The organism is Ramlibacter sp. AN1015 (assembly GCF_037726105.1).
Classification (GTDB): domain Bacteria; phylum Pseudomonadota; class Gammaproteobacteria; order Burkholderiales; family Burkholderiaceae_C; genus Ramlibacter.
Window position 1 is genome coordinate 170252 of record NZ_JBBJUM010000007.1, and the last position, 20689, is coordinate 190940.

The following is a 20689-nucleotide window of genomic DNA, read 5'->3' on the forward strand; positions in this document are numbered from 1 at the left end:
GCCCGAGCCGCGCCGGGGTCGCAAGTATCATAGCCCCGCCATGAACAAACCCGATCCGAGCGCCCAGCGCGGCTTTAGCTACAGTCGCGCGCACTTCGAAGAACTCGTAGACAAGGCCCTGGCCCACGCGAAGCAGCTGGGGGCAACCGATGCCGGCGCTGAAGCCTCGGAAGGATGCGGGCTGTCGGTGTCGGTGCGCAAGGGCGAGCTCGAGAACGTCGAGCGCAACCGCGACAAGTCACTGGGCGTGACGGTGTACATCGGCCAGCGCCGAGGCAATGCGAGTACGTCGGATTTCTCCGTAGCGGCCATCGAGCAGACGGTGCAGGCGGCCTACGACATCGCACGCTTCACGGCCGAAGACCCGGTGGCCGGGCTGCCCGACGAAGCCGACATCGCACAGGCGGCCGACCAGCCGGATCTCGACCTCTTCCACCCCTGGAACATCGACAGCGAGGAGGCGGCGCGTATCGCGCTGGTGTGCGAGGAAGCGGCGTTCAAGACGCACCGCAAGATCACCAACAGCGAAGGCGCCGGCGTTTCGGCGCAGCAAAGCCACTTCTTCAGCGCGCACACGCGGGGCTTTCGCGGCGGCTACGCCAGTTCGCGCCACTCGATCTCCGTCGCTCCGATCGCCGGCCGCGGCGACAACATGCAGCGCGACGCCTGGTACAGCTCCATGCGCAACGCCGAGGAGCTCGCCGGGCCGGCCGCGGTCGGGCGCTATGCGGCCGAGCGGGCGCTGTCGCGTCTGGATGCCCGCAAGATCAGCACGCGTGAATGCCCGGTGCTCTTCGAGTCGCCCCTCGCGGCGGGCCTGCTCGGCGCGTATGTGCAAGCCACCAGCGGTGGCGCGCTCTACCGGCGCAGCACCTTCCTGCTCGATTCGCTTGGCACGCAGGTGCTTCCGAAGCACATCGACATCACCGAAGACCCGCATGTGCGCCGCGGCAAGGGCAGCTCGCCCTTCGACGAGGAGGGTGTGCGCACCAGCGGGCGCAAGGTGGTCGATGCCGGTCGGGTCGAGGGTTATTTCCTCAGCAGCTACTCGGCGCGCAAGCTGGGCATGAAGACCACGGGCAATGCCGGCGGTTCGCACAACCTCGTGCTCAGCTCTCGCGAGACCCAGCCCGAGGATGATCTGCCCGCCATGCTGCGCAAGCTCGGCACCGGCTTGTTCGTCATCGAGCTGATGGGGCAGGGCGTGAACTACGTGACAGGCGATTACTCGCGTGGCGCGAGCGGCTTCTGGGTCGAGAACGGCGAGATCGCGTTCCCGGTGCAGGAGATCACGATCGCCGGCAATCTGCGCGACATGCTTTCCGGCATTGCCGCGGTGGGAGCGGACACGTACACGTACGGCGCCAAGACGGTGGGCTCGCTGCTGATCGAGCGCATGAAGGTGGCGGGCAGCTGAAGCGCCGCGCCGGGGCGGCAAGTCAGAAGGGCTCCGTCCCCCGGCTGCCCCCCCCTGTTGTCTACTGCACAGGCCCGCGCTGCCGCCGCTGCTTCAATGCGCGAGCGGCTCGCGCGTAGGTCCGCTGTCGTTACCCAGTGCCTTCGGGAGCCTGCGTATCCAGGTAGCAGCTGCCCGAAGCCGCTCGCGGGAAAGCAGCGGCGCGGTGCCGTGGACGAGCACGATCGACGGGCCGACCGCGACGCAGGACACGTAGCTTCCGCGCGGCCAGGCTGCCGGCGCTGCGAGCCGGACCGCCGCAGGCCGCACATAGCAGCCGGCCAGCCAGACGGCCGGCTGCTGCACCAGGAGCGTTCCCTCCACCAGGACCACGTGTCCTGCGCCGGAGCCGCCAAGCGGCAGACCCTGGCCGGATTCCAGGCAGTGGACTCGTGCTTGTGTGTTCATGGCATGGAGTCTAGGATTCAAGCATCTTCACGTTCAATTGAATCCGTTTTCAATGAAGCCAGACGCCGGCCTTCCTACCCTGCGCCAGCTGGAGCTCCTGGTGAGCCTGCCGGGCTCTTCGAGCATTTCGGCGGCAGGCGCGCGGATCGGCATGAGCGCCTCGGCCACCAGCCATGCCTTGCGCGCCCTGGAGACCGGCCTTGGCTGCGAGATGGTCGATCGCATGGCAGCGGGGGTCGTGATGACCCATGCGGGCGAGCTGGCGCTCGTCCACGCGCGCGACGTGTTCGCATCGCTGCAGCAGCTGAAGGGGGCTTCCGCCGCGTCGGCCGGGCTGCGGACGGGAGCGCTGCGCATCGGATCGATCGGGCCCAGTACGTCGCTGCGCCTCCTGCCGCCGCTGCTCGAGGCGTTCCGCCGGCGATATCCGGGGGTGCAGGTCCACGTCACGGAGCGCGCGGACGCCGACATCGAGCAGGACCTGGTCGAGCGCAAGGTCGAAATCGGTGTGGTTCGCCTGCCCCAGCCCACGCTGGACACCCTGGCGCTCGCAACCGATGAACTCATGGCCATCCTGCCCGAGGGCCATCCCCTGGCTCGCAGTGAGACCGTCCCGGTCCGCAGCCTGGCCGAGTACCCCCTCATCCTGACGCAGGCAGGGTCGCAGGACATGGTCATGCGGATGTTCGAACGTGCGGGCGTGCGGCCCAAAGTCGCTCACGAGCTTTTCCAGGTCATCTCGATCCTGGAGTTCGTCGCACACGGGAACGGTGTCTCGGTGCTGGCGTCCCTCACGGTGCCCGAGCCGCGTCCCGGGCTCGCATTCCGGCCCATCACGCCACGCGTCGCCCGTCGGGTCGCGCTGGCGTGCCTGGACGCGACGCGTCTCTCACCTGCCGGGCGGGCTTTCTGGGAACTCGCGCGGCAGCAGGCGCCGGAAGGCCGCACCGGGCAGCGCAGGTAGGCTGCGCCTCGGGGTGCGGCGTTCCAACAACCCTCAGGCCTGCATCCGGCGAGACAACTCGCTGCCGCGCGCAAGCAGGAAGGCACGCAGCCGGAGGTCGAAGTCCTTCGGGACGGCGCCGATGACCGACGGGCGCTGCGCGAGCGCGGTGCGCCACGCGCGCACGCGCGGCGTCGCATCGAACCAGCCGCGCTCGCCTGCGGCCTCGAAGGCGTCGAAGTAGCGGAATACCGGCGCGAACACGGCATCGACGAGGCAGAACTGCTCGCCCGCAAACCAGGGGCCGCTCGCGTCCAGCGCCGCGTCCAGTTGCGCGAACCGGGCCCGCAGCAGATCGCGCTGGTTCTGCAGCGCCCGGACGTCCGGCGCGGTGTAGTAGGCCGCGATCCCATTGAGCACCGACGATCCGAACTCCATCCAGCCGCGGTGCCGCGCGCGCTGCAGCGCGTGCGCCGGGTGCAGTTGCGGCGTGTGGGTCTCGTCGAGGTACTCGCAAATGGCGGCGGACTCGAACACCGCTTCCATGCCCACCAGCAGGACCGGCGTCTTTCCGAGCGGCGAGATGGCGGTGAACCACGCCGGCTTGTCGGCCAGGTCGATCCATCGACGCTCGAAGGCCGTGCCCTTCTCCGCCAGGACGATGGCTGCGCGCTGCACGTAGGGGCACAGCGCATGGCTCACGAGCGTCAGCGGCTCAGACATGGGCCAGCCCCTCGGCGACAAGGGCGGCCCGCACCGCCGGTCGCGATTCGACGCGCGCGAGGTACGCCTGCAGCGCCGGGAAGGCGGCGAGCGACACGCCGGCCATGGGCCCCCAGCGCACGATGGTGAACGCGTAGGCGTCGGCTACGGAGAAGCGTTCGCCGACCAGCCATGGGCGGCTGGCCAGGTGCGCCTCGAGTTCGCCGAGCCGCCTTGCGATCCTGGCCTTGACCTCGCGTCGGGTGCTGTCGGCCGTCTCCTTGTGGAACAGCCAGGGACTGAAAGCCTTGTGCAGTTCGCTCGAGATGAAGGTGAGCCACTGCAGCACTTCGAACCGCTGGCGGCTGCCCGCTGGAGGCAGCAAGCCCATGTCGGGTGCGGCTTCGCCCACATGCTGCAGCAGCGCCGCTACTTCGGTGTGGCGGCTGCCGTCCGGCAGTTCCAGCACGGGCACATAGCCGCGTGGATTCACGGCGCGGAAGTCGCTGCCGTCCTCCACGCGGGCAGCCATCGTGTCCACGCGAGCCAGCGTGAAAGGCAGTCCCGATTCACGCAGGGCGATGTGGACGGCAAGCGAGCAGTAGGCAGGCGAAAAATAGAGCTTCATGGGGTTCTCCTTGAACATCGGTCGGAAAGGTCAGGCGGGGACGAGCACATTGCTGCGGCGGCTCGCGTAGGCGCCGTCGCCGAGCAGCCAGTGCACGAGCGACGCGAGCATCAGGAAGGCGGGGTATTCCCAGCCGCCGTTGGGCGCGGTGAACACCCATCCGTTGGGCAGGTGCACCCACGTCGCAACCAGGAGGACCGGCGACAGGAGCAGCGACACCTGGCGCCCATAGAAGCCCGCCAGGATGGCGACCCCGCCGAGCAGTTCGGCAGCGACGACCGGGTACACGAGCATGCCCGGCGGGCCAACGGAGTCGAAGAACTGCGCGGCTCCCGGGAGCGTGAAGACCAGCACCTTGAGCAAGGCATGGCTGATCCACATGGCGCCCAGGGCGACGCGCAACACGGTGCCAGCCAGCGGGGCGGGCGAATCGAGGGGAGAGGAGGTCATTGCGTTGGTTCCTGTGAAAGAGGTGAGGCCCAGAATGTAGGTTTGCTGAAACGCAAGGAAAATAAGCGTTCATGAAAGCGTCCATTGCACATCCGCAATACGAACTGACGGCCTCCGACCTCCAGGTGGTGCTCGCGCTCGCCCGTGGGCGCACCCTGGCCGAAGCGGCCGCGCGCAGCGCCAGCGACCCCTCGACCGTGTTTCGTGCACTGCAGCGGTTGGAGCGGCGACTCGGTCAGCGCCTGTTCGAGCGCAGCCGGCAGGGCTATCTGCCCACCGACGTGGCGCTGGAGGTGGCCCGCCATGCGGAGCGCATCGAAGCCGAGCTCGAGGCCGCGCGCGCCGCCGCCACGGGTGCGCAGGGGGCGGTGGACGGTCGCGTGCGCCTCACCACCACGGATTCGGTTTTGCGCGGCCTCGTGCTCCCCTGTCTGCCCGCGCTTGCGCGTGCCCATCCGCTGCTGCAGCTCGAGGTGCAGGCGAACAACGCCTTACTGAACCTCACCAAGCGCGACGCGGACATCGCGCTGCGGGCGACGCCCAAGCCGCCCGAGCATCTGGTGGGGCGGGAGCTGGGGCAGATCCAGTTCGTTGTGGCCGGATTGCGCGCGGCCGGTAGCCGCCGCCCGCTGGACGCGCAGGACTGGGTCGCGCCGGACGAGTCGATGCCCGAGCACCCGAGCGTTCGCTGGCGTCGGCGCGCGTTTCCGAAGCTGGCGCCACGCCTGCTCGCCGACGGCATCGTCGGCGTGATCGACGCCATCCGCAGCGGCTGCGGCGTCGGCGTGGTGCCGGTGTTCATGCTGGCCATCGAGCCGCAACTCAAGGCGCTGACCGACCCCCTGGACGGCTGCGAGTCCACCTTGTGGCTGCTGGCGCACCCCGAGTCACGCCACCTGCGCCGCATAGCCGCCGTCTACCAGCACCTGGCCGACAACCTGCGGCTGCCGCGCCGCTGAGACGCTGCCGGGCTTGCGTTCAGGCCGGGTTTGGGGAGGCGGCAGCCGTGGGGCGACGCAGCGTTCCCCAGGCAAAGGCGCAAGCCATTGCCGCACTGAGCGCGATGGCGGCAAGCATGGGCACCGGCTCTCCGTTGGCGAACAGGCTCACCGTACCCATCACGAGGATGCCGCACGCGAAGTGCAGCGTTCCGGCAAGCGCCGACGCCGCTCCGGCGATGGAGCCGTGCTCCTCGAGCGACAGCACCATCGTCGCCGGCACGACCAGACCCAGGGCGCCGTAGCCCGCGAACAGCATGGCCAGCATCGCCCACAGGTCGTCCCCGCCGGCCAACTGCGCCATCAGGGCCGAGGCCATGATGAGCGCACAAGCGGTGGCCGCCACCTTCACCATGCGCACGAGACCGAAGCGGCTGCCCCAGCGCGCAGTGAGCTGCGACGCCCCGATGAACGATGCGGCGTTCGCCGCAAACGCCACGCTGTACTGCCGCGGGCTCAGCCCATAGTGGTCGATCAGCACGAATGAGGAGGTGGCGAGATACGCGAAGAAGCTCGCCACGCCGAAGCCGCCGATGAGACACAGGCCCACGAAATGCCGGTCCCGCAGCAACACCGCGTACGACCGCATCGCACTTCGGAAGCTGCTGTCGATCCGGTCTTCAGGCGGCCGCGTCTCGGGAAGGAAGTTGTAGAGGAGGGCAGCGGCCACCGCGGCCGCCACCACGACAGCCCAGAAGACGGCGCGCCAGCCGAAGGTCTCGATGAGCAGGCTGCCGGTGAGCGGCGCGAGGATCGGAGACACGCTGAAGACCAGCATCAGCATGGACATCAGGCGCGCCGCATCGGTGCCGGTGTGCAGGTCGCGGACCACGGCCCGCGGAATCACCATCCCCGCACATGCGCCGAGCCCCTGCACGAAGCGCATCGCCAGCAGCGTTCCGGAATCCGGAGCGAGTGCGCAGCCGATGCTGCCGACGGAGAAGAGGCCGAGGCCGAAATACAGGGGCCCCTTGCGCCCGAGCATGTCGGATACCGGGCCGTACACCATCTGCCCCAGGCCGAGCGCCAGGAAGAAGACGATGAGGCTGGCCTGCACCGTCGCCGGCGAAGCGTCCAGCGCGCGGCCGATGGTCGGCAGCGCCGGCAGGTACATGTCGATGGCAAAGGGGCCTACGGCCGATACGAGCCCCAGCACCACGGCGAGGCCGAAGAAGGATCTCTGCATTGGTGCAATTTTGCTCCACGTCCCCCAAGCGGCCGCGGCCCTGGGGGCGCCGCATGGGGCTGCCCGCTTCTGCGCCTCAGGATCGGCCAGGCGCGGTGCGAACAAGATCCGTCGCGCCATCCGGTCGGGTCATCTTCCGTCGGCTGCGCATGTACCGCATCGTGGCCGGCACGAGCGAAATCCAGCGCAACACGGTTGCCAAGGGGGTGCTGCAAGGGCGCGCCTGAGCAGCGACGGTGGTGCGGATCACCGACCGAGCGGTTCGGGGCGAGCGCAGCGCGTCTGCTCAGGCGGCTGGTTGTCAGCGGCGTCCGGCTGTCAAGAGCAGTTCGTTCGGCCCCACCCAGCCCTGCGGAGTTGCGAAGGCGGACAAGCGCTCCTGGATCTCGCGCCAGGCGGCGTCGGCCGCTTCCTTGGCAAGGCGGCCCAGGATCTGCTGTATCGGACTTGCCGAGGTGCGGATGAAGTCGAGATAGCCTTCTACCGACGGCAGCTGAAACGGCGCATACATCTCGGTGGTCGCGACATCGCGAAACCCTGCGGCCTTGAAGAGCTCGTCGATGCGGCCGGGCCGGCCCAGACTGAGCAGCCCGCCCGGCGACTCGGGATCGCGCGGTGGGAGGCCGGCGTGTTTCAGGGCCGTGGACATCATGATCGTCAGGCACGGGTTCTTCTGCGGGCTCGAGAACACCATCGTGCAGGCGCCGCCACCGGGTCGCAGTGCGCGGTGCATCTCCTGCAGGCCCCGCAGAGGGTCCGGGAAGAACATCAGCCCGAGCCGGCAGACTGCTGCGTCGAACGATGCAGCCTCGACCTGGAGGTCCTCGCCGTCGGCAACCTGCACGCGCACATTGGCGAAGCCGGCGGCTTGCGCGTTGTCTTCGGCGAGCGCCACGGCGGCGGGTGAGAGGTCGCTCGCCAGGACGCTGCCCTGCGGACCGACACGCTCGGCGATCGCCAGCGTCTGGTCGCCTGTCCCGGCGGCGATGTCGAGCACACGGGAGCCCTGTGCCACCCCGGCCATGCTGAGCATCGCGTCGGTTGCGGGGCCGAGCCAGGCGCGGATCTTCGGAGCGTGGGCGTTCCAGCCAGGTGCGGCCTCGTCCCACTGCATGCGCATCCCTGACTTGAACGCCAGTTCATCCGTCGCGGGTGCGAGGCTCGCTTCGTTCTTGCGATCGGAACTCACTTTCATGTCTACTCCTTGTGTGTTGATCCGGCATCAGCTTAGGGATCGGCGCCGCCTGCCGTAAGGCGCAAGACTGCAGAAAGGGGGCCGCAATGCCGCATACCGCTCGCGCCTTCAACTGGGACGACCTCAAGTACCTGATAGGCGTCGCACGCCATGGGAGCACGCTGGCGGCCGGGCGTGCTCTCGAGGTCGATCAATCGACCGTGCAGCGGCGGCTGGTCGAACTCGAGCGGCGCCTGGGTCAGCCACTCGTGCAGAAACGGCCTACGGGATATCGCCTGACCGCATTCGGCGAAGCGATGCTGCCGTACGCGGAGCGCATCGAGTCGGCGGTGCTGGCATTCGAGCGACAGCTTCTGGTCGCAGTTGCCGACGTCAGCGGCGTCATTCGCGTGACCTGTCCGGAGCCGATCGTGTACCGGATCACCCAATCGACGTTCCTCGATCGATTCCGGGCCTGCCATCCGGCACTGGAGGTTCACTTCGTCATGAGCGACAAGTACGTCGATCTCATGGCAGGCGATGCCGACGTGGCCTTGCGCTCGGGAGATACCGACGACGGAGACCTCATCGGGCGAAAGATCGGCGACTCGATCTGGGCCGTCTACGCCAGCCGGACCTACGTGGAACGCCATGGGCGACCCGAACGGATCGAAGACCTGGCGCGACATGCGCTGGTGGGATTCGACGAGACCATGGCCAAGCATCGGATTGCCGCATGGCTGAGGAAGGTGGCACCCGAGGCCTCGCTCGTTGCTCGCAGCAACAGCGTCCTGGGCCTTGTCTACTCGGCCAAGGCCGGCGTGGGGGTGGCGCCGCTTCCCACCGCGCTCGGTGATGCAGAACCCGATCTCGTACGGGTGATCGAGCCCGTCGCCGAATTGACGCGCGTCTGGCGCGTGCTGACCACCCCGGAACTGCGGCGAACGCCGCGGGTCGCGGCGTTCTTCGATTTCGTCGTGAACGAGAGCGCGTCACTTCGCCCGATCATCACGGGGTGACGCTGGCGGGCGCAGGCCTGCTTGCGCTGGCTGTCCGTCGTCGTCGCCTGCCGCGCGTGGGCATGGCCGCGCGTCACATCGACACTCCCATCCTGTGAATCAACCGCCGAACGGCGATGCGGGGTCGGGTGCGGACCTTCACGCCACTGTCACGTGCGCACCGTACCTTCGCTTCGCTGGCAACAGGCGACGCCGTCGGCTCCCGCCTCCTCCCGATGCGTGTTCGCATCCGGTGAGCCAGCACACGGCCCTTCAACACAACACCTGCTGGATCGATCAATGACTTCTTCTCGCCGGAACTTCATGAAAACCATCGGCGCGGGCGCCATGGTTGCGCCGCTGGCCACCCTGTTTGCGCGCACCGCGGGCGCAGCGCCTTCCTTCGGTCCCGGATTCGGTGCCCTCTCGCCCGTACTGCCGCTGAACACGGAGGAGCTCTTCGTAGAGGGTGCCTTCGACCTTCGCAACCGGCCGCTTCTGAGCTTGCCGCCGGGCTTTCGTTATTGGGCGATCTCGTGCACGGGACAGACCATGAGCGACGGCTCGCTCGTTCCCGGCGATCACGACGGAATGGCCTGCTTTCCAGGTCCGCGTGCGACCACGGTGCTGGTGCGCAACCACGAGTTGAGCAACCGCGAGACCAAGTACGGCAACCAGAAGGGCGTGGACGTCGCGGCGGGCTACAAGTTCGACACCTACGCCAACGGTGGCACCACCACGCTGGTGCTTGACCAGAGCGGGCGGCTGCTGCGCGACTACGCATCTCTGGGCGGCACCAACAACAACTGCGCCGGCGGCCCGACGCCCTGGGGCAGCTGGCTCACCTGCGAAGAGAGCACTTCGCTGCCCAACGCGTCGCTTTCGACCTACCAGCAGCGCCACGGCTACGTCTTCGAGGTGCCGGCGCTCGCAGACGGGCCGACGCAGGCCATGCCCATCCTCGGCATGGGCCGCTTCAATCACGAGGCTTGCGCGGTCGATCCGCGCACCGGCGTCGTATATCAGACCGAGGACACCGGCGACAGCCTCTTCTACCGCTACGTGCCGCACCACCGCGGCCGCTTGCTCGACGGGGGAACGCTGCAGGCCTTGAGGCTCAAGGATTTCCCGGCCGGGGCCAACACCGCAAAGAACTTCCTGGGCACGCTGCACCAGCCGCTGGCCGTGGAGTGGGTCGATATCTCCGATCCCGATCCGCTGGACAACGGCCTGGCGAACAGCACCCGGGGCCAGGGCCAGGCACTGGGCGCAGCGCGTTTCGCGCGAGGCGAGGGCGCCTGGTACGGCGACGGCCGGGTCTACTTCTGCTGCACCAGCGGCGGCGAAATCAGCGCCGGCCAGGTGTGGGCCTACGACCCGCAGCGTGAGACCGTAACCCTGGTCGTCGAGTCCACCGACCGTTCCGTGCTGGAGGCGCCGGACAACATCACCGTCGGGCCGGATGGACGCCTCTACATGTTCGAGGACGGCGGTGGCGGAAACAACATCGTCGGCCTGAACCGCAGCGGCGAGTTGTTCCGCGTCGCGGAGAACGCCGTCAACGGCAGCGAGTTCTGCGGCGGCTGCTTCTCGCACGACGGCCGGTTCATGTTCGTCAACATCCAGAGCCCCGGCATCACGCTGGTAGTCGAGGGCCCCTGGCGCAAGGGCCAGCCCTGAGGCGGTCGTGAGCCGGGTACATGCCGGCTCGCAACCTACCAGCCCTTCTCGTCGATAAAGGCCTTCAGCCGACGCGAGACGACCCGGCTGCCCTCGACGAGCAGATGGATGTGGTCGTAGCGCAGCGAACTCGGCACCACGTCGTTTGCGAAGTCGGCCGCGTCCTGCGGCCGATCGCGGTCGTACTGCTGCACCAGGTACGAGCGGATGTCGAGGTAGTTCTGCGGGTATGTCGCCGCAAGCGACTCGTTCAACGCGAGGATGCCGCGGTAGTCCGTCCCACCACGAACCTCGCGCGAGGTCGCCTGGTTCACTACCGACATGACGACGAATCGATCGTTTCCGGGCTCGAGGTGGGCCACCGACGCCGCGATGTCGGCCCGGATCTGGTCGGCTTCGGTCTGGTTGTTGTGGCCATACCAGAACACGTTGATCCAGTCGCGGTGGGTCTCGTCCGCGAGGTGGCGGCCGCCGATTTCACCCGATGTTTCCCCGTTCACGCCCCCGTTGTATATCTCGCGGTCCGCATAGAGCAGCCGCAGCCCTGCTGCCACCTGGGGCGTGAGCGAGTCTCCCCACATCGCGATGTTTCGGCTCAAGGGCGCTGGCGCTGGCGCTGGCGGTGAGACACCGACTGCTACCGCGGGAGCGGGCGCCGGTGCTGTCGCGGGCCCCGCTCCGCCGCCCCCGCTCCCGCCCCCGCAGGCTGCGGTGAAGAGGGCTCCGAGTTGGACCAGGGCGATGCGGCGGTGCATGGGATGACAGTGGGGCAAATGTGCGTGCATTCTTCCGTGGCGCCAGCCCATGGCTTGTCAGTCATTACTGCGTCCCTCCGTCCGCCGGCAAGAAAGAGCGACGGAACGCTGGCATTCGGCCCTGCAGGCCCTCGCGCCGGTGGCGATCACATAGCATTGGTGGGCTGGGACACAATGACTCACGGTGCTTACCTTCACTTGCTCCGGTGCTGCGTGGCTCCGTGCATCCTGCCCCGCTCCCGATCAGCATTGTTTCATGCAGCAGCCTCGTCCAGCCCCCGGCGCGCCGGCCAAGACCGATTCAGCGGCCTCGTCCTCAACAGTGGCGGAGCCGCCCGATCGGCTGGCGCGTGCGCTCGCTAGCCTCGCCGTGTTCGCAACGGCGGCGCTGCTGTGCTTGGCCGCCATCCTGAACGAGCAGCCGTTTCTCTATCCGGACACTCCCGTCTACGTGCGGCGCGCGGAGGTGGGCGCGAGCAAGGTGCTGGGCGCGGACCGCATCAAGCCGTGGATGGGCGAAGCGAGCGCCGCTTCGGAATCCGGGGCGGCTGCCGCCGCCGCGCCGGCGGAGACCGATCGCAATGTGAGTCTGGCTGGACGCTCCGTGTATTACGGTGCCTTGCTGTATGGCGCGCATGCGGCAGGCAGCCTCTGGCTGGCGGTCGTGGCGCAGGCGCTCTGCGTGGCCGCCATGCTGCACCTGGTGATCGTTCGTCTATGGGGCTTCCGTAGGCGGCACCTGCTGGCGGTCGGCGCTGGCCTCGCCCTGCTGACGCCGCTGGCCGCTTTCACGGGCCTGCTGATGCCCGACCTGTTCGCCGGCGTGACGGTCCTGTGCAGCGGGGTTCTGGCTGCCTACTGGAACCGCTTGCGACGATGGGAACGCGTCGGCGTGGCGGCGCTGCTGCTGTTCGCCATAGCCGCCCACCCCAGCCATCTCGCGCTGGCAGCCGCGATGCTCCTTTTCATGCTCGGCTGCAAGCTGCTGCGCCTCGGCCTGCGAACGCCATGGCCGGCGCTGGTGCTCGTGACCGGATGTGTGGTGGGCGGAGTGGCCGCCGAGTGGGTGTTCAACAAGGCCATGACGGCCGCGTCGGGTGCGCCTCCGGTGCTCTTGCCCCACGCCACCGGCCATCTGATCGGGATGGGTCCCGGCACCGAATTCCTCCGGCAGAACTGCCCCCAGGCCGGCTACGTGGTCTGCGATTACGTCGCAAATTTCCCGACGCACTGGGACGATTTCCTGTTCTCGGACGATCCGACGAAGGGCGCCTTCTGGCTGGCCGACGCGCAGGCCAAACGCAGGATGGCACAGGAGCAGATCGCCTTCGTCCTGGACGTGGTGCGCTTCGATCCTCTCGGCGTCGCCCGTGGGCTGGGCGCCGATGTGCTGGAGCAGCTTGCCAGCTTCCGGGTCGATGTCGGCCGTCAGCCGCCGGGTGCCGTGGAAAAGTTCTATCTGGGGCGGGTGCCGGACGACGTGCTGGCGGACCTGCGCGGCAGCCAGGGGGTGCGCGGCGGCGACTTCGACGGGTGGCTGAGCGGCGCGACGTATGCCGCCGTGGCGGGATCGCTTGTGCTGCTGGCCTGGCGCAGGCGGTCCTCGGCGCTGCCGCGGCCGCCCGGCTTCGATCAGTTCGCGCTGGTGGTCGGGGCGGGTGTCCTGGCCAACGCCCTGATCTGTGCCGTGTTCGCCGCGCCCCTGGATCGCTTCCAGTCCCGGGTCATCTGGCTGGTGCCTTTCCTCGCCGCGGCTGTGCTGCTGCAACTGCGCAGCGCCCGGTATTCCGTTTTCTCCTCCTCGACGATCTTTGCCTCCCCAGGCAAGAGCCCCCGGTGAACATGATTGCTCCCGTGGCACCTCGTTTCGGAGACTGGCGAGTCGGCCGCGCCGACTAGGAAGCGCTGGGGGCCGGGTATGAGCCTCCCAACAGCCGATCGCGGTTGCATGGAACCGGCACGCGGTCGATGCGCTGATGCGCTCGCTTCAAGGCGGACGACTGCGTCTTCCAGGCATGCGCGGGCCAGCACGCGCGCGGCACCCGTTCGTCGCAATCGATGCGGTTCGCGCCGGATTCTCCGCGGCGTGGCAAACCGTCCCGATGATCAGTGGCAGTTTTCGCGTCGCTTCGTATGCGGCGATCAGATGTATCGAAGTGGACGTTCAGCGGCACTGGCGCCGACGGGAGCCGGATGGAGGTCGATGGATGCGGCCTGTTCGCCTTCCGAGGCAGAAAGATCGCTGCCAGGAACTCGCACAGAAAGACTCGCGCGCTCCGGCCTTCGGCGTAGAGCGCTCACTCCTTCCGTAGGTCGCTGCCCGGCATCGTCTTGTGACTCGCGAAGACGTTGCCGGCGCGAGTGAGCGCCGCAGTCCGGTGCCGTTCGCGGCCGCCGCGAGTGGCACTTCTTCCGACCGGATCAGCCGGCCAGTGCTGCCTTCACCGCCGCCGACACCTGTTGCATGTCGGCTTTGCCCGCCAGACGAAGCTTGGCGGCGCCCATGACCTTGCCCATGTCTCCGGGCCCGCCGGCGCCGAGTTCGGCAACGAGGGTTCGGACTTCTGCCTGGACTTCCTCGGCGGACAGGCGTTCGGGCAGATACGCCTGCAGCACGCGCATCTCGGCGGCTTCCTTGTCGGCGAGGTCCTGGCGTCCGGCCTTCTCGAATGCTTCGATGCTGTCCTTGCGCTGCTTGATGAGCTTATCGACGATGGCCACCACCGCCGGGTCGTCCAGGCTCGTGCGCTCGTCCACTTCCTTTTGCTTGATGGCCGCGTTCAGCAGGCGAATCGTGCCCAGGCGCTCCGTGTCCTTCGCGCGCATGGCGGCCTTCATGTCGTCGTTGATGCGGTCCTTGAGGGGCGTAGTCATGCGATCTTCTCCTGCTTGCGAGCTCGGCGGCCGGGCTGCCGATGCGATGTTGACGAGCAAAGGCCCGCGCGGGCGTCCCCGGGCGGGCCTGTCCGGCCGCAGACGGCCGGGTGAACTTCTCTGCTGCTGACGCCGGTGCCCGGAAGCTCCGGTCAGCGAAGCGCGGCGCTCGCGCGCCCACGGCAGATCAGTAGAGCTTCTTGGGCAGCTGCATGCTGCGCACGCGCTTGTAGTGGCGCTTGACCGCAGCAGCTTTCTTGCGCTTGCGCTCAGCCGTCGGCTTCTCGTAGAACTCGCGTGCGCGCAGCTCGGTGAGCAGGCCCAGCTTCTCGATCGTGCGCTTGAAGCGGCGCAGGGCCACGTCGAACGGCTCGTTTTCCTTGACTCGAATAGTCGTCATGCGTGTGTCTTGGATCCAAAAGGTGCCGCAAGAAGATCGGGCTTGCAGCGGGTTCCCCGGCTGTGGTGGTGATCAGGCCGCCGGGGTTTGCCAGCAAAGCCCGCGATTATAGCCAGCGGATCTCGCCCTGCCAGCGGCGGCTTACCCGGGCCCGCCACCTCCCACAAACCATGGCAAATGAAGCAGAATGGGTTCCGACGTAATACTCAAGATGTAGCCGATCATGGAACATACACAGTGGGAACGTACTTTGGGGCGCATTGCGCGGCTGCTCACCACGCAGGGCGATCTGCATGCGGCAAACCCGGACGCGAACGTCCCAGCAGCGCTCGCCATGGCGCTGCCAGCGTTGGGCGACTGTGCCTGGCTCGACCGGCGCTACAGCGCGAAGCCGCCCCTGGTGGTGGCATCTGCGCAGCATCCGGCCGCGCCGGCGCTACTTGAATGCATGCCTCAGCTGTTGGGCGAGGCTGGCCTGAGCGCGGACGAGTTCAGCCATCCGTCCAACGAGGCACTGCGCGCTCTGGGCTTCACCTCGCTTTACTGCGTACCGCTGCGAAGAGGTGCCGGAGTGTTCGGCCGGCTGGTGGTGTGCACGCTGGACGCCGACGACAGCCGCCAGGCCGGCGAACGGCGCGCCCGGACACGCGAGCTGGCGTCCCTGCTGGCATGCACGTTCGCGGCGGCGCAGTCGGGTCCGCAGCCGCAGGCGCAGCCCCACGACGGCGCTGGCGGCGCCGCGCTGCCGCCAGCACGACGGGCGCGCAACGAGATGCTGGCCACGCTCGGTCACGAGCTGCGCAATCCCTTGGCGCCCATCGTGCTTGCCCTGGAACTCATGGAGCGACGCGCTCCCGACCTGCTGGTGTCCGAGCGCCGGCTCATCAGGCGGCAGGTGAAGCACCTTGCGACTTTGCTGGACGACCTGTTGGAGGCGGCGCGCATCGCCGATGGAACCTTGCAGCTGCGGCCGGAGCGCATCGATCTAGGTGCAGTGCTGGCGCGGGCCCTGGGCACCTGCATGCCTCGATTCGCGCAGGGTGCGCCGGTGCACTGGACGCCGCCCGACGAGCCGCTGTGGGTGGAGGGCGACCCGCAGCGGCTCGAGCAGGTGTTCGCACGGCTGCTGGAGAACGCCGAGAAGTTCACGCCTGCGAACGGGCAGGTCTGGCTGCGGCTGTCATCCTCCGGCGATCAGGTGCAGGTCGAGGTGGAGGACACTGGTTGCGGCATCGCCGCGACGATGCTGCCCGAGGTGTTCGAACCGTTCGCGCAAGGAGAGCAAAGCCTGCACCGCCCGTACGGCGGGCTGGGCTTGGGGCTGGGCATCGCTCTGGGCCTGGTCGAGTTGCATGGCGGAACGCTCGAGGTCGCCAGTGCAGGACCAGGCTGTGGCAGCCGCTTCACCGTGTGTTTGCCCCGTGCGGCCCAGGCGTCGGCTCCAGCGGGCCACGAAAGCCTGCTGAACGTGTCCACCAGGCGGGTTGCGCGCGACTGGGATTCCATCCCGCCGGCGTGCTACGTCACCCCTGCACGTGCCTTTTCGGCCACCCAGGTGTAGGGCTGTGCGCCTGGAGCGGCGTCTTTGGGCGGCCCCGGCTCGCCACGCCGGTCCGGCACGTCAGGCGCGGTACCGCCGCCTTGCGCGCCAGGTTGGCGCGGGCCCGGACAGCTCAGGCTGGCGTGCGGGCCTGCGCCAGGGCTTGTGCACAAGCGAAGCCGCTCGACCAGGCCCACTGGAAGTTGTAGCCACCGAGCCAGCCCGTCACATCGACCGCTTCACCGATGAAATGCAGCCCCGGCTGACGGGATTCGAAAGTCTGTGAGCTGAGGTCGCGCGTGTCCACGCCGCCTGCCGTCACCTCCGCCTTGCGCCAACCTTCGGTGCCCGTGGGGCACAGCTCCCAATCCGACAGTCGCGCGGCGAGCGCAGCCAAAGCCTTGTCGGAACTCTCGTTCACCGGCCGCTGCCACGACGGATCCTGCCCCACCCAGGCCTCGGCCAGCCGGGCGGGCACGTGGCCGGCCAACTCGTTGACCAACAGACGGCGTGACTGCAGCTTGGCCGTCAGCAAGGCTGCGCCCAGATCGCGCCCGGGGGCGAGGTCCAGCCGCACCGGCGTGCCCGGCTGCCAGTAGCTGCTGATCTGCAGCACGGCCGGGCCGGACAGACCTCGATGCGTGAAAAGCAAGTCTTCGTCGAATGCAACGCGCTGCTTTTTCAGCCCGGTAGCGATGCGCACCGGCAGCGCCAGGCCGGCCAGTTGCGCGTAGGGCGCCCAGTGTGAGCCGTCGAACGTCAACGGCACCAGCGCCGGGCGCGGTTCGACCACGCGCAACCCGAACTGCCGCGCGAGACGCCACGCAAAATCGCTCGCGCCGATCTGCGGGATCGACAGTCCACCGGTGGCCACCACCACGCGCGTGGCGTGCACGGGGCCGCGGTCGGTATCCACTTCGTAGCCTGCGTCCGGGTGGTGGCGAACGCCGTGCACCGCGCAGGGCTGCCAGTGGGTCACACCGCCGGCGGCGCACTCGGTCAGCAGCATGCGGATGAAGTCGTCCGACGAGCGGTCGCCGAACAGCTGCCCCTTGTGTTTCTCGTGAAAGGCGATTCCGTGGCGCTGCACGAGCGCCGTGAAATCCGCCGCGGTGTAGCGCGACAGGGCCGAACGGCAGAACTGCGGGTTCTCGCCCAGGAAGTGCTTGTGCGGCGCTCGCGGATCCAGGTCGCGGTTCGTGAAGTTGCAGCGGCCGCCGCCCGAGATGCGGATCTTTTCGGCCACTTTGGCCGCGTGATCGACCAACAGCACCTTCAATCCGAGCTGGCCTGCGACACCGGCGCAGAACAGGCCGGCGGCGCCGGCGCCGACGATGAGAACGTCACAGGAGTGCATATAGGGCAGCGAGTGTAGGCACGGCGGCCTGCCACCCGGGCGGAGGTGGGGGGAGGGCGTCGGACGTGGTCACGACGACGGCTGCGCGGGGTGCGCAGCGACCGCTCCTGCCGCCGCGCATGGCGCTCAGGCAGCGCCCCAGCGCTCGAGTTCGTGCTGTGCTGCGCTGAGACCGGACACGACGTCGCCGACCACGATGACGGCCGGGCTGGCCAGCCCTTCGCGCGCCACGGTGGCGGCGAGTTCGCCGAGGCGAGTGGCTACCTGCCGCTGCAGGGGCAGGCTGGCGTGCTGCACCACTACGGCCGGCGTATCGGCAGGCAAGCCGCGCAGCAGTCCACGCTCGATCTCGGCGACGCCGCGCACGCCCATGTAGATGACCAGCGTGAGGCGGGTTGCGTGCGCCACCGACGCCAGCGCCGGCCAGTCGAAGTCGTGCCCCGGGCGTGCATGGCCGGTGACGAAGACCACGCCGTGTGCATGGTCCCGGTGGGTGAGTGCGACTCCCAGCGAGCCCATGGCGGCCAGTCCGGCGGTGATGCCGTTGACGACGGAAACGCAAATACCCGCCGCGCGCAGGTGTTCCACCTCTTCGCCGCCACGCCCGAAGATGAAAGGGTCTCCACCCTTGAGCCGCACCACGCGTTCGCCCTCGCGCGCCGCCGTGATCATCAGTTTTTCGATGAACGCCTGCGGCGTGCTGCGGCAGCCGCCGCGCTTGCCCACGTGCACGACGCGCGTGCCGGGTCGTGCCAGCGCCACCACACCGTCGCCCACCAGCTCGTCCACGAGCAGCACCGTGGCCGCCTCGATGGCGCGCACGGCTTTGAGCGTCAGCAGGTCAGGATCGCCCGGCCCGGCGCCCACCAGCGTGACACTGCCCGAAGCGCCGAACGGGTCGCGAGGGGAGGAGGATTTCTTTGCGTTCGTCATTTCGATGCCAGGCGCACGATGTGTTCAACCTGCAGGCCGATCGATACGGGCACCGCCCGTTCCCCGCAGAGCACGGCACGGATGTAGCGGGCGGTGTCCTGCGGATCGGTGCTGCAGGGCAGGTCCGGCAGCTGCGTGACGCTGCCGCGCAAGCCGCCCTCCAGCTGCAGCCGTTGTCCCCGGATGAAGCCGTCCATCTGGGGCAGCCGCCGCGCGTCCGCCACTGCCTCGCCTTCGGTGCCGCGCAGCAGCATGGCCGTTGCGTTGGTGCGCTCGAACACCTCGGCCATGGAGGCCGCATACTCCGGGTGCGTGTAGCTGCTCACGATCACCGCCGCGCCGGCGCAGGGGTTCATGAGCTTCACGACGCTGTGGGCGCTGTTGCGCACTCCGACCACGCGGCGCACGTCCAGCAGCCGCTGCAATCCCGGGCACAGGCGCTGCGTCGGCAGCCAGGCCAGCGTGCCCGGCGCCACGGCCGTGCCCTGCAGGTGCTCCTGCACGCCCAGCGCGCCCAGCACCTCGGCTACGGCTACGCGCCGGTCTTCCGTGGCGGCGCCGTGCATCAGCACCGCAAGCCCCTGCCGGGCCAGCAGCAGCCCCAGCAGCGGAGTGAGAGCCGGCAGCTTGCGCGCACCGTTGTAGCTGGGGATCACCACCAGGGGGCGCTCGCCGGCCGGAACGCGTGCGCTGCGCTCGGCCGTCGCGTCGAGGAACCCGCACATCTCCTCGGGCGTCTCGCCCTTGATGCGCATGGCCATGCAGAAGGCGCCGACCTCCAGGTCGGATACCAGGCCATCAAGCACCTGTCCGAAGCAGTCTGCGGCCTGGGCGCGGTCCAGGGCGCGCGCGCCCTGCTTGCCGCGGCCGATCTCCTTCAGGTAATGACTGATGCTGCCCATTGCGGTCATTCTCGGGCAAGCATCATGACTTCCGGCGATAAGCTGATGGTGCATCGAAACGCTGTTCGGTCAGAGCGGCAACACACGTGCCGGCTCAAGGGCAATGGCGCCCTGGCTACACTGCCGGCCCATGCTCGTACTCGGTATCGAATCGTCCTGCGATGAAACCGGCGTTGCCTTGGTGGAGGCCGAGGGCGCGGCCGTGCCGCGCCTGCTCGCCCATGCGCTGCACAGCCAGATCGACATGCACCAGGACTACGGCGGGGTCGTTCCCGAGCTTGCCAGCCGCGACCACATCCGCCGCGTTCTGCCGCTCGCGAACGAAGTGCTGGGCGCTGCGGGACGTCCGATGACCGAGGTGGATGTGGTGGCCTACACGCGTGGGCCCGGGCTCGCAGGGGCCCTGCTGGTAGGCGCGGGGGTCGCGTGCGCCTTGGGAGCGGCGCTGTCGCTGCCGGTGCTCGGGGTGCACCACCTCGAAGGCCATTTGCTCTCGCCGTTCCTGAGTGCCGACCCGCCGGAGTTCCCCTTCGTCGCGCTGCTGGTGTCCGGCGGCCACACCCAGCTGATGCGCGTGGACGCGGTCGGCCGCTACACCCTGCTCGGCGAGACCATCGACGATGCCGCGGGCGAGGCCTTCGACAAGTCGGCAAAGCTGCTGGGGCTGGGGTACCCCGGGGGGCCGGCGCTCTCGCGACTGGCGCAGGACGGCAATGCAGCCGCCTTTCAACTGCCACGCCCGCTGCTGCACAGCGGCGATCTCGACTTTTCGTTTGCCGGCCTCAAGACCGCCGTTCTGACGCAGGCGAAAAAGCTAGGCGGCGATCTGGAACGCCGCAAGGCCGATCTGGCCGCCGCGACGCAAGAAGCCATCGTGGATGTGCTGGTGAAGAAATCCGTTCGCGCGCTGCGCCAGACCGGGCTGCGGCGCATCGTGGTGGCGGGCGGCGTGGGAGCCAATCGCCTGCTGCGCGCCCGGCTCGACGCCGAATGTGCGCAGCGCGGCGTGCGCGTGCACTACCCCGAACTGGCGCTGTGCACCGACAACGGCGCCATGATCGCCATGGCGGCCGCCATGCGCCTGCAGGCCGGCGTGGAGGAGGCCCGCGCCGACTATGCCTTCGACGTGCGGCCCCGCTGGCCGCTGCACGAGCTGCTCGTGCAGCCGGCCTGAGCTCGGCGTCGCACCCTCGTGCGCACGCCTCACGTTGCAATGCCCGCCTAGGCCGCTTGTCGGCGGCGCTGGCGCCAGCCGGTCGGCAGCCATGCCTTGCCCGCTGCCGGGCTATGGGCTCCGGCCAAACC

At 68.6% G+C, this 20689-nt stretch carries 21 protein-coding genes; 9 read left to right on the top strand and 12 right to left on the bottom strand.

Features of this window, described 5'->3' with window-relative positions:
• Nucleotides 1-40 precede the first annotated feature (40 nt).
• Nucleotides 41-1417 (top strand): metalloprotease PmbA, encoded by a 1377-nt coding sequence (pmbA, locus tag WG922_RS13135; protein ID WP_340283125.1) that lies wholly within the window; start codon nt 41-43, stop codon nt 1415-1417.
• A 93-nt stretch (nt 1418-1510) separates the two neighbouring features.
• Here the strand turns inward: pmbA and WG922_RS13140 are convergent, their stop codons facing one another.
• Nucleotides 1511-1864 (bottom strand): hypothetical protein, encoded by a 354-nt coding sequence (locus WG922_RS13140; RefSeq protein WP_340283126.1) that lies wholly within the window; start codon nt 1862-1864, stop codon nt 1511-1513.
• 52 nt (nt 1865-1916) lie between these two features.
• On the opposite strand from WG922_RS13140, the gene WG922_RS13145 reads away from it, so the two are divergent.
• Nucleotides 1917-2828, top strand: coding sequence for a LysR substrate-binding domain-containing protein (locus tag WG922_RS13145; RefSeq protein ID WP_340283127.1), 912 nt, complete (start codon nt 1917-1919; stop codon nt 2826-2828).
• A 33-nt stretch (nt 2829-2861) separates the two neighbouring features.
• Here the strand turns inward: WG922_RS13145 and WG922_RS13150 are convergent, their stop codons facing one another.
• Genes WG922_RS13150 through WG922_RS13160 form a run of 3 tightly spaced genes read right to left on the bottom strand, consistent with a single transcriptional unit; the run spans nt 2862 to nt 4587 of the window.
• Nucleotides 2862-3530 carry a glutathione S-transferase family protein gene (locus WG922_RS13150; RefSeq protein WP_340283128.1) on the bottom strand — a complete coding sequence of 223 codons (669 nt, stop codon included), beginning with the start codon at nt 3528-3530 and terminating at the stop codon, nt 2862-2864.
• Complete coding sequence (gstA, locus tag WG922_RS13155) at nt 3523-4137, bottom strand: glutathione transferase GstA (RefSeq protein ID WP_340283129.1); 615 nt, start codon at nt 4135-4137, stop codon at nt 3523-3525. The genes WG922_RS13150 and gstA overlap by 8 nt, the downstream gene beginning before the upstream one ends.
• A 30-nt stretch (nt 4138-4167) precedes the next feature.
• Complete coding sequence (locus tag WG922_RS13160) at nt 4168-4587, bottom strand: DoxX family protein (RefSeq protein WP_340283130.1); 420 nt, start codon at nt 4585-4587, stop codon at nt 4168-4170.
• A 71-nt stretch (nt 4588-4658) separates the two neighbouring features.
• Between WG922_RS13160 and WG922_RS13165 the strand changes: the two genes are divergently transcribed.
• Nucleotides 4659-5546 (top strand): LysR family transcriptional regulator, encoded by an 888-nt coding sequence (locus WG922_RS13165; RefSeq protein ID WP_340283131.1) that lies wholly within the window; start codon nt 4659-4661, stop codon nt 5544-5546.
• A gap of 19 nt (nt 5547-5565) precedes the next feature.
• Here WG922_RS13165 and WG922_RS13170 read toward each other — a convergent pair whose 3' ends face one another.
• The gene (locus WG922_RS13170; protein ID WP_340283132.1) at nt 5566-6771 is read right to left on the bottom strand and encodes a multidrug effflux MFS transporter; all 1206 of its coding nucleotides are present in this window, start codon (nt 6769-6771) and stop codon (nt 5566-5568) included.
• A gap of 95 nt (nt 6772-6866) precedes the next feature.
• Here WG922_RS13170 and WG922_RS13175 point away from each other — a divergent pair, with 95 nt between their 5' ends.
• Nucleotides 6867-6998 (top strand): acyl-CoA dehydrogenase family protein, encoded by a 132-nt coding sequence (locus WG922_RS13175; RefSeq protein WP_340283133.1) that lies wholly within the window; start codon nt 6867-6869, stop codon nt 6996-6998.
• 74 nt (nt 6999-7072) lie between these two features.
• Here the strand turns inward: WG922_RS13175 and WG922_RS13180 are convergent, their stop codons facing one another.
• Nucleotides 7073-7966 carry a class I SAM-dependent methyltransferase gene (locus tag WG922_RS13180; RefSeq protein WP_340283134.1) on the bottom strand — a complete coding sequence of 298 codons (894 nt, stop codon included), beginning with the start codon at nt 7964-7966 and terminating at the stop codon, nt 7073-7075.
• Between the two features lie 86 nt (nt 7967-8052).
• Between WG922_RS13180 and WG922_RS13185 the strand changes: the two genes are divergently transcribed.
• Nucleotides 8053-8964, top strand: a complete 912-nt coding sequence (locus WG922_RS13185; protein ID WP_340283135.1) for a LysR family transcriptional regulator — start codon at nt 8053-8055, stop codon at nt 8962-8964.
• 279 nt (nt 8965-9243) lie between these two features.
• Nucleotides 9244-10623 carry an alkaline phosphatase PhoX gene (locus WG922_RS13190; protein WP_340283136.1) on the top strand — a complete coding sequence of 460 codons (1380 nt, stop codon included), beginning with the start codon at nt 9244-9246 and terminating at the stop codon, nt 10621-10623.
• Between the two features lie 35 nt (nt 10624-10658).
• On the opposite strand, the gene WG922_RS13195 is transcribed toward WG922_RS13190, so the two are convergent.
• Nucleotides 10659-11222: a hypothetical protein gene (locus WG922_RS13195; protein WP_340283137.1), complete on the bottom strand. Its 564-nt coding sequence runs from the start codon at nt 11220-11222 to the stop codon at nt 10659-10661.
• A 478-nt stretch (nt 11223-11700) separates the two neighbouring features.
• Here WG922_RS13195 and WG922_RS13200 point away from each other — a divergent pair, with 478 nt between their 5' ends.
• Nucleotides 11701-13218, top strand: a complete 1518-nt coding sequence (locus WG922_RS13200) for a hypothetical protein (RefSeq protein WP_340283138.1) — start codon at nt 11701-11703, stop codon at nt 13216-13218.
• Between the two features lie 581 nt (nt 13219-13799).
• Here the strand turns inward: WG922_RS13200 and WG922_RS13205 are convergent.
• Together WG922_RS13205 and rpsU are read right to left on the bottom strand one after the other, a co-directional pair.
• On the bottom strand, nt 13800-14252 hold the full coding sequence (locus WG922_RS13205) for a GatB/YqeY domain-containing protein (protein WP_340283139.1): 453 nt from the start codon (nt 14250-14252) through the stop codon (nt 13800-13802).
• Between the two features lie 187 nt (nt 14253-14439).
• Entirely contained in the window at nt 14440-14652 is a 213-nt protein-coding gene (gene rpsU, locus WG922_RS13210; protein ID WP_012346814.1) for a 30S ribosomal protein S21, read from the bottom strand.
• A gap of 223 nt (nt 14653-14875) precedes the next feature.
• Here rpsU and WG922_RS13215 point away from each other — a divergent pair, with 223 nt between their 5' ends.
• Entirely contained in the window at nt 14876-16213 is a 1338-nt protein-coding gene (locus WG922_RS13215; protein ID WP_340283140.1) for a sensor histidine kinase, read from the top strand.
• A 112-nt stretch (nt 16214-16325) separates the two neighbouring features.
• On the opposite strand, the gene WG922_RS13220 is transcribed toward WG922_RS13215, so the two are convergent.
• The 3 genes from WG922_RS13220 to ybiB all read right to left on the bottom strand — a co-directional run bounded on the left by WG922_RS13220 (nt 16326) and on the right by ybiB (nt 19384).
• Entirely contained in the window at nt 16326-17549 is a 1224-nt protein-coding gene (locus WG922_RS13220; protein WP_340283141.1) for a BaiN/RdsA family NAD(P)/FAD-dependent oxidoreductase, read from the bottom strand.
• A 126-nt stretch (nt 17550-17675) separates the two neighbouring features.
• Nucleotides 17676-18482 carry a uroporphyrinogen-III C-methyltransferase gene (gene cobA / locus WG922_RS13225; protein WP_340283143.1) on the bottom strand — a complete coding sequence of 269 codons (807 nt, stop codon included), beginning with the start codon at nt 18480-18482 and terminating at the stop codon, nt 17676-17678.
• Nucleotides 18479-19384 (bottom strand): DNA-binding protein YbiB, encoded by a 906-nt coding sequence (gene ybiB, locus WG922_RS13230; protein WP_340283144.1) that lies wholly within the window; start codon nt 19382-19384, stop codon nt 18479-18481. Before ybiB ends, cobA begins: the two co-directional genes overlap by 4 nt.
• Nucleotides 19385-19487: 103 nt before the next feature.
• On the opposite strand from ybiB, the gene tsaD reads away from it, so the two are divergent.
• The gene (tsaD, locus tag WG922_RS13235; RefSeq protein ID WP_445322830.1) at nt 19488-20558 is read left to right on the top strand and encodes a tRNA (adenosine(37)-N6)-threonylcarbamoyltransferase complex transferase subunit TsaD; all 1071 of its coding nucleotides are present in this window, start codon (nt 19488-19490) and stop codon (nt 20556-20558) included.
• The last annotated feature ends 131 nt before the right edge of the window (nt 20559-20689 follow it).

Excerpts from the sequence above, each read along its gene's own strand:
- rpsU (WP_012346814.1), bottom strand. The coding sequence starts at position 14,652 with ATGACGACTATTCGAGTCAAGGAAAACGAGCCGTTCGACGTGGCCCTG.
- tsaD (WP_445322830.1), top strand. The coding sequence starts at position 19,488 with ATGGCGCCCTGGCTACACTGCCGGCCCATGCTCGTACTCGGTATCGAA.
- WG922_RS13220 (WP_340283141.1), bottom strand. The coding sequence starts at position 17,549 with ATGCACTCCTGTGACGTTCTCATCGTCGGCGCCGGCGCCGCCGGCCTG.
- WG922_RS13165 (WP_340283131.1), top strand. The coding sequence starts at position 4,659 with ATGAAAGCGTCCATTGCACATCCGCAATACGAACTGACGGCCTCCGAC.
- ybiB (WP_340283144.1), bottom strand. The coding sequence starts at position 19,384 with ATGGGCAGCATCAGTCATTACCTGAAGGAGATCGGCCGCGGCAAGCAG.
- gstA (WP_340283129.1), bottom strand. The coding sequence starts at position 4,137 with ATGAAGCTCTATTTTTCGCCTGCCTACTGCTCGCTTGCCGTCCACATC.
- WG922_RS13150 (WP_340283128.1), bottom strand. The coding sequence starts at position 3,530 with ATGTCTGAGCCGCTGACGCTCGTGAGCCATGCGCTGTGCCCCTACGTG.
- cobA (WP_340283143.1), bottom strand. The coding sequence starts at position 18,482 with ATGACGAACGCAAAGAAATCCTCCTCCCCTCGCGACCCGTTCGGCGCT.
- WG922_RS13215 (WP_340283140.1), top strand. The coding sequence starts at position 14,876 with ATGGAACATACACAGTGGGAACGTACTTTGGGGCGCATTGCGCGGCTG.
- WG922_RS13185 (WP_340283135.1), top strand. The coding sequence starts at position 8,053 with ATGCCGCATACCGCTCGCGCCTTCAACTGGGACGACCTCAAGTACCTG.
- WG922_RS13190 (WP_340283136.1), top strand. The coding sequence starts at position 9,244 with ATGACTTCTTCTCGCCGGAACTTCATGAAAACCATCGGCGCGGGCGCC.
- WG922_RS13145 (WP_340283127.1), top strand. The coding sequence starts at position 1,917 with ATGAAGCCAGACGCCGGCCTTCCTACCCTGCGCCAGCTGGAGCTCCTG.
- WG922_RS13160 (WP_340283130.1), bottom strand. The coding sequence starts at position 4,587 with ATGACCTCCTCTCCCCTCGATTCGCCCGCCCCGCTGGCTGGCACCGTG.
- WG922_RS13205 (WP_340283139.1), bottom strand. The coding sequence starts at position 14,252 with ATGACTACGCCCCTCAAGGACCGCATCAACGACGACATGAAGGCCGCC.
- WG922_RS13140 (WP_340283126.1), bottom strand. The coding sequence starts at position 1,864 with ATGAACACACAAGCACGAGTCCACTGCCTGGAATCCGGCCAGGGTCTG.
- WG922_RS13180 (WP_340283134.1), bottom strand. The coding sequence starts at position 7,966 with ATGAAAGTGAGTTCCGATCGCAAGAACGAAGCGAGCCTCGCACCCGCG.
- WG922_RS13170 (WP_340283132.1), bottom strand. The coding sequence starts at position 6,771 with ATGCAGAGATCCTTCTTCGGCCTCGCCGTGGTGCTGGGGCTCGTATCG.
- pmbA (WP_340283125.1), top strand. The coding sequence starts at position 41 with ATGAACAAACCCGATCCGAGCGCCCAGCGCGGCTTTAGCTACAGTCGC.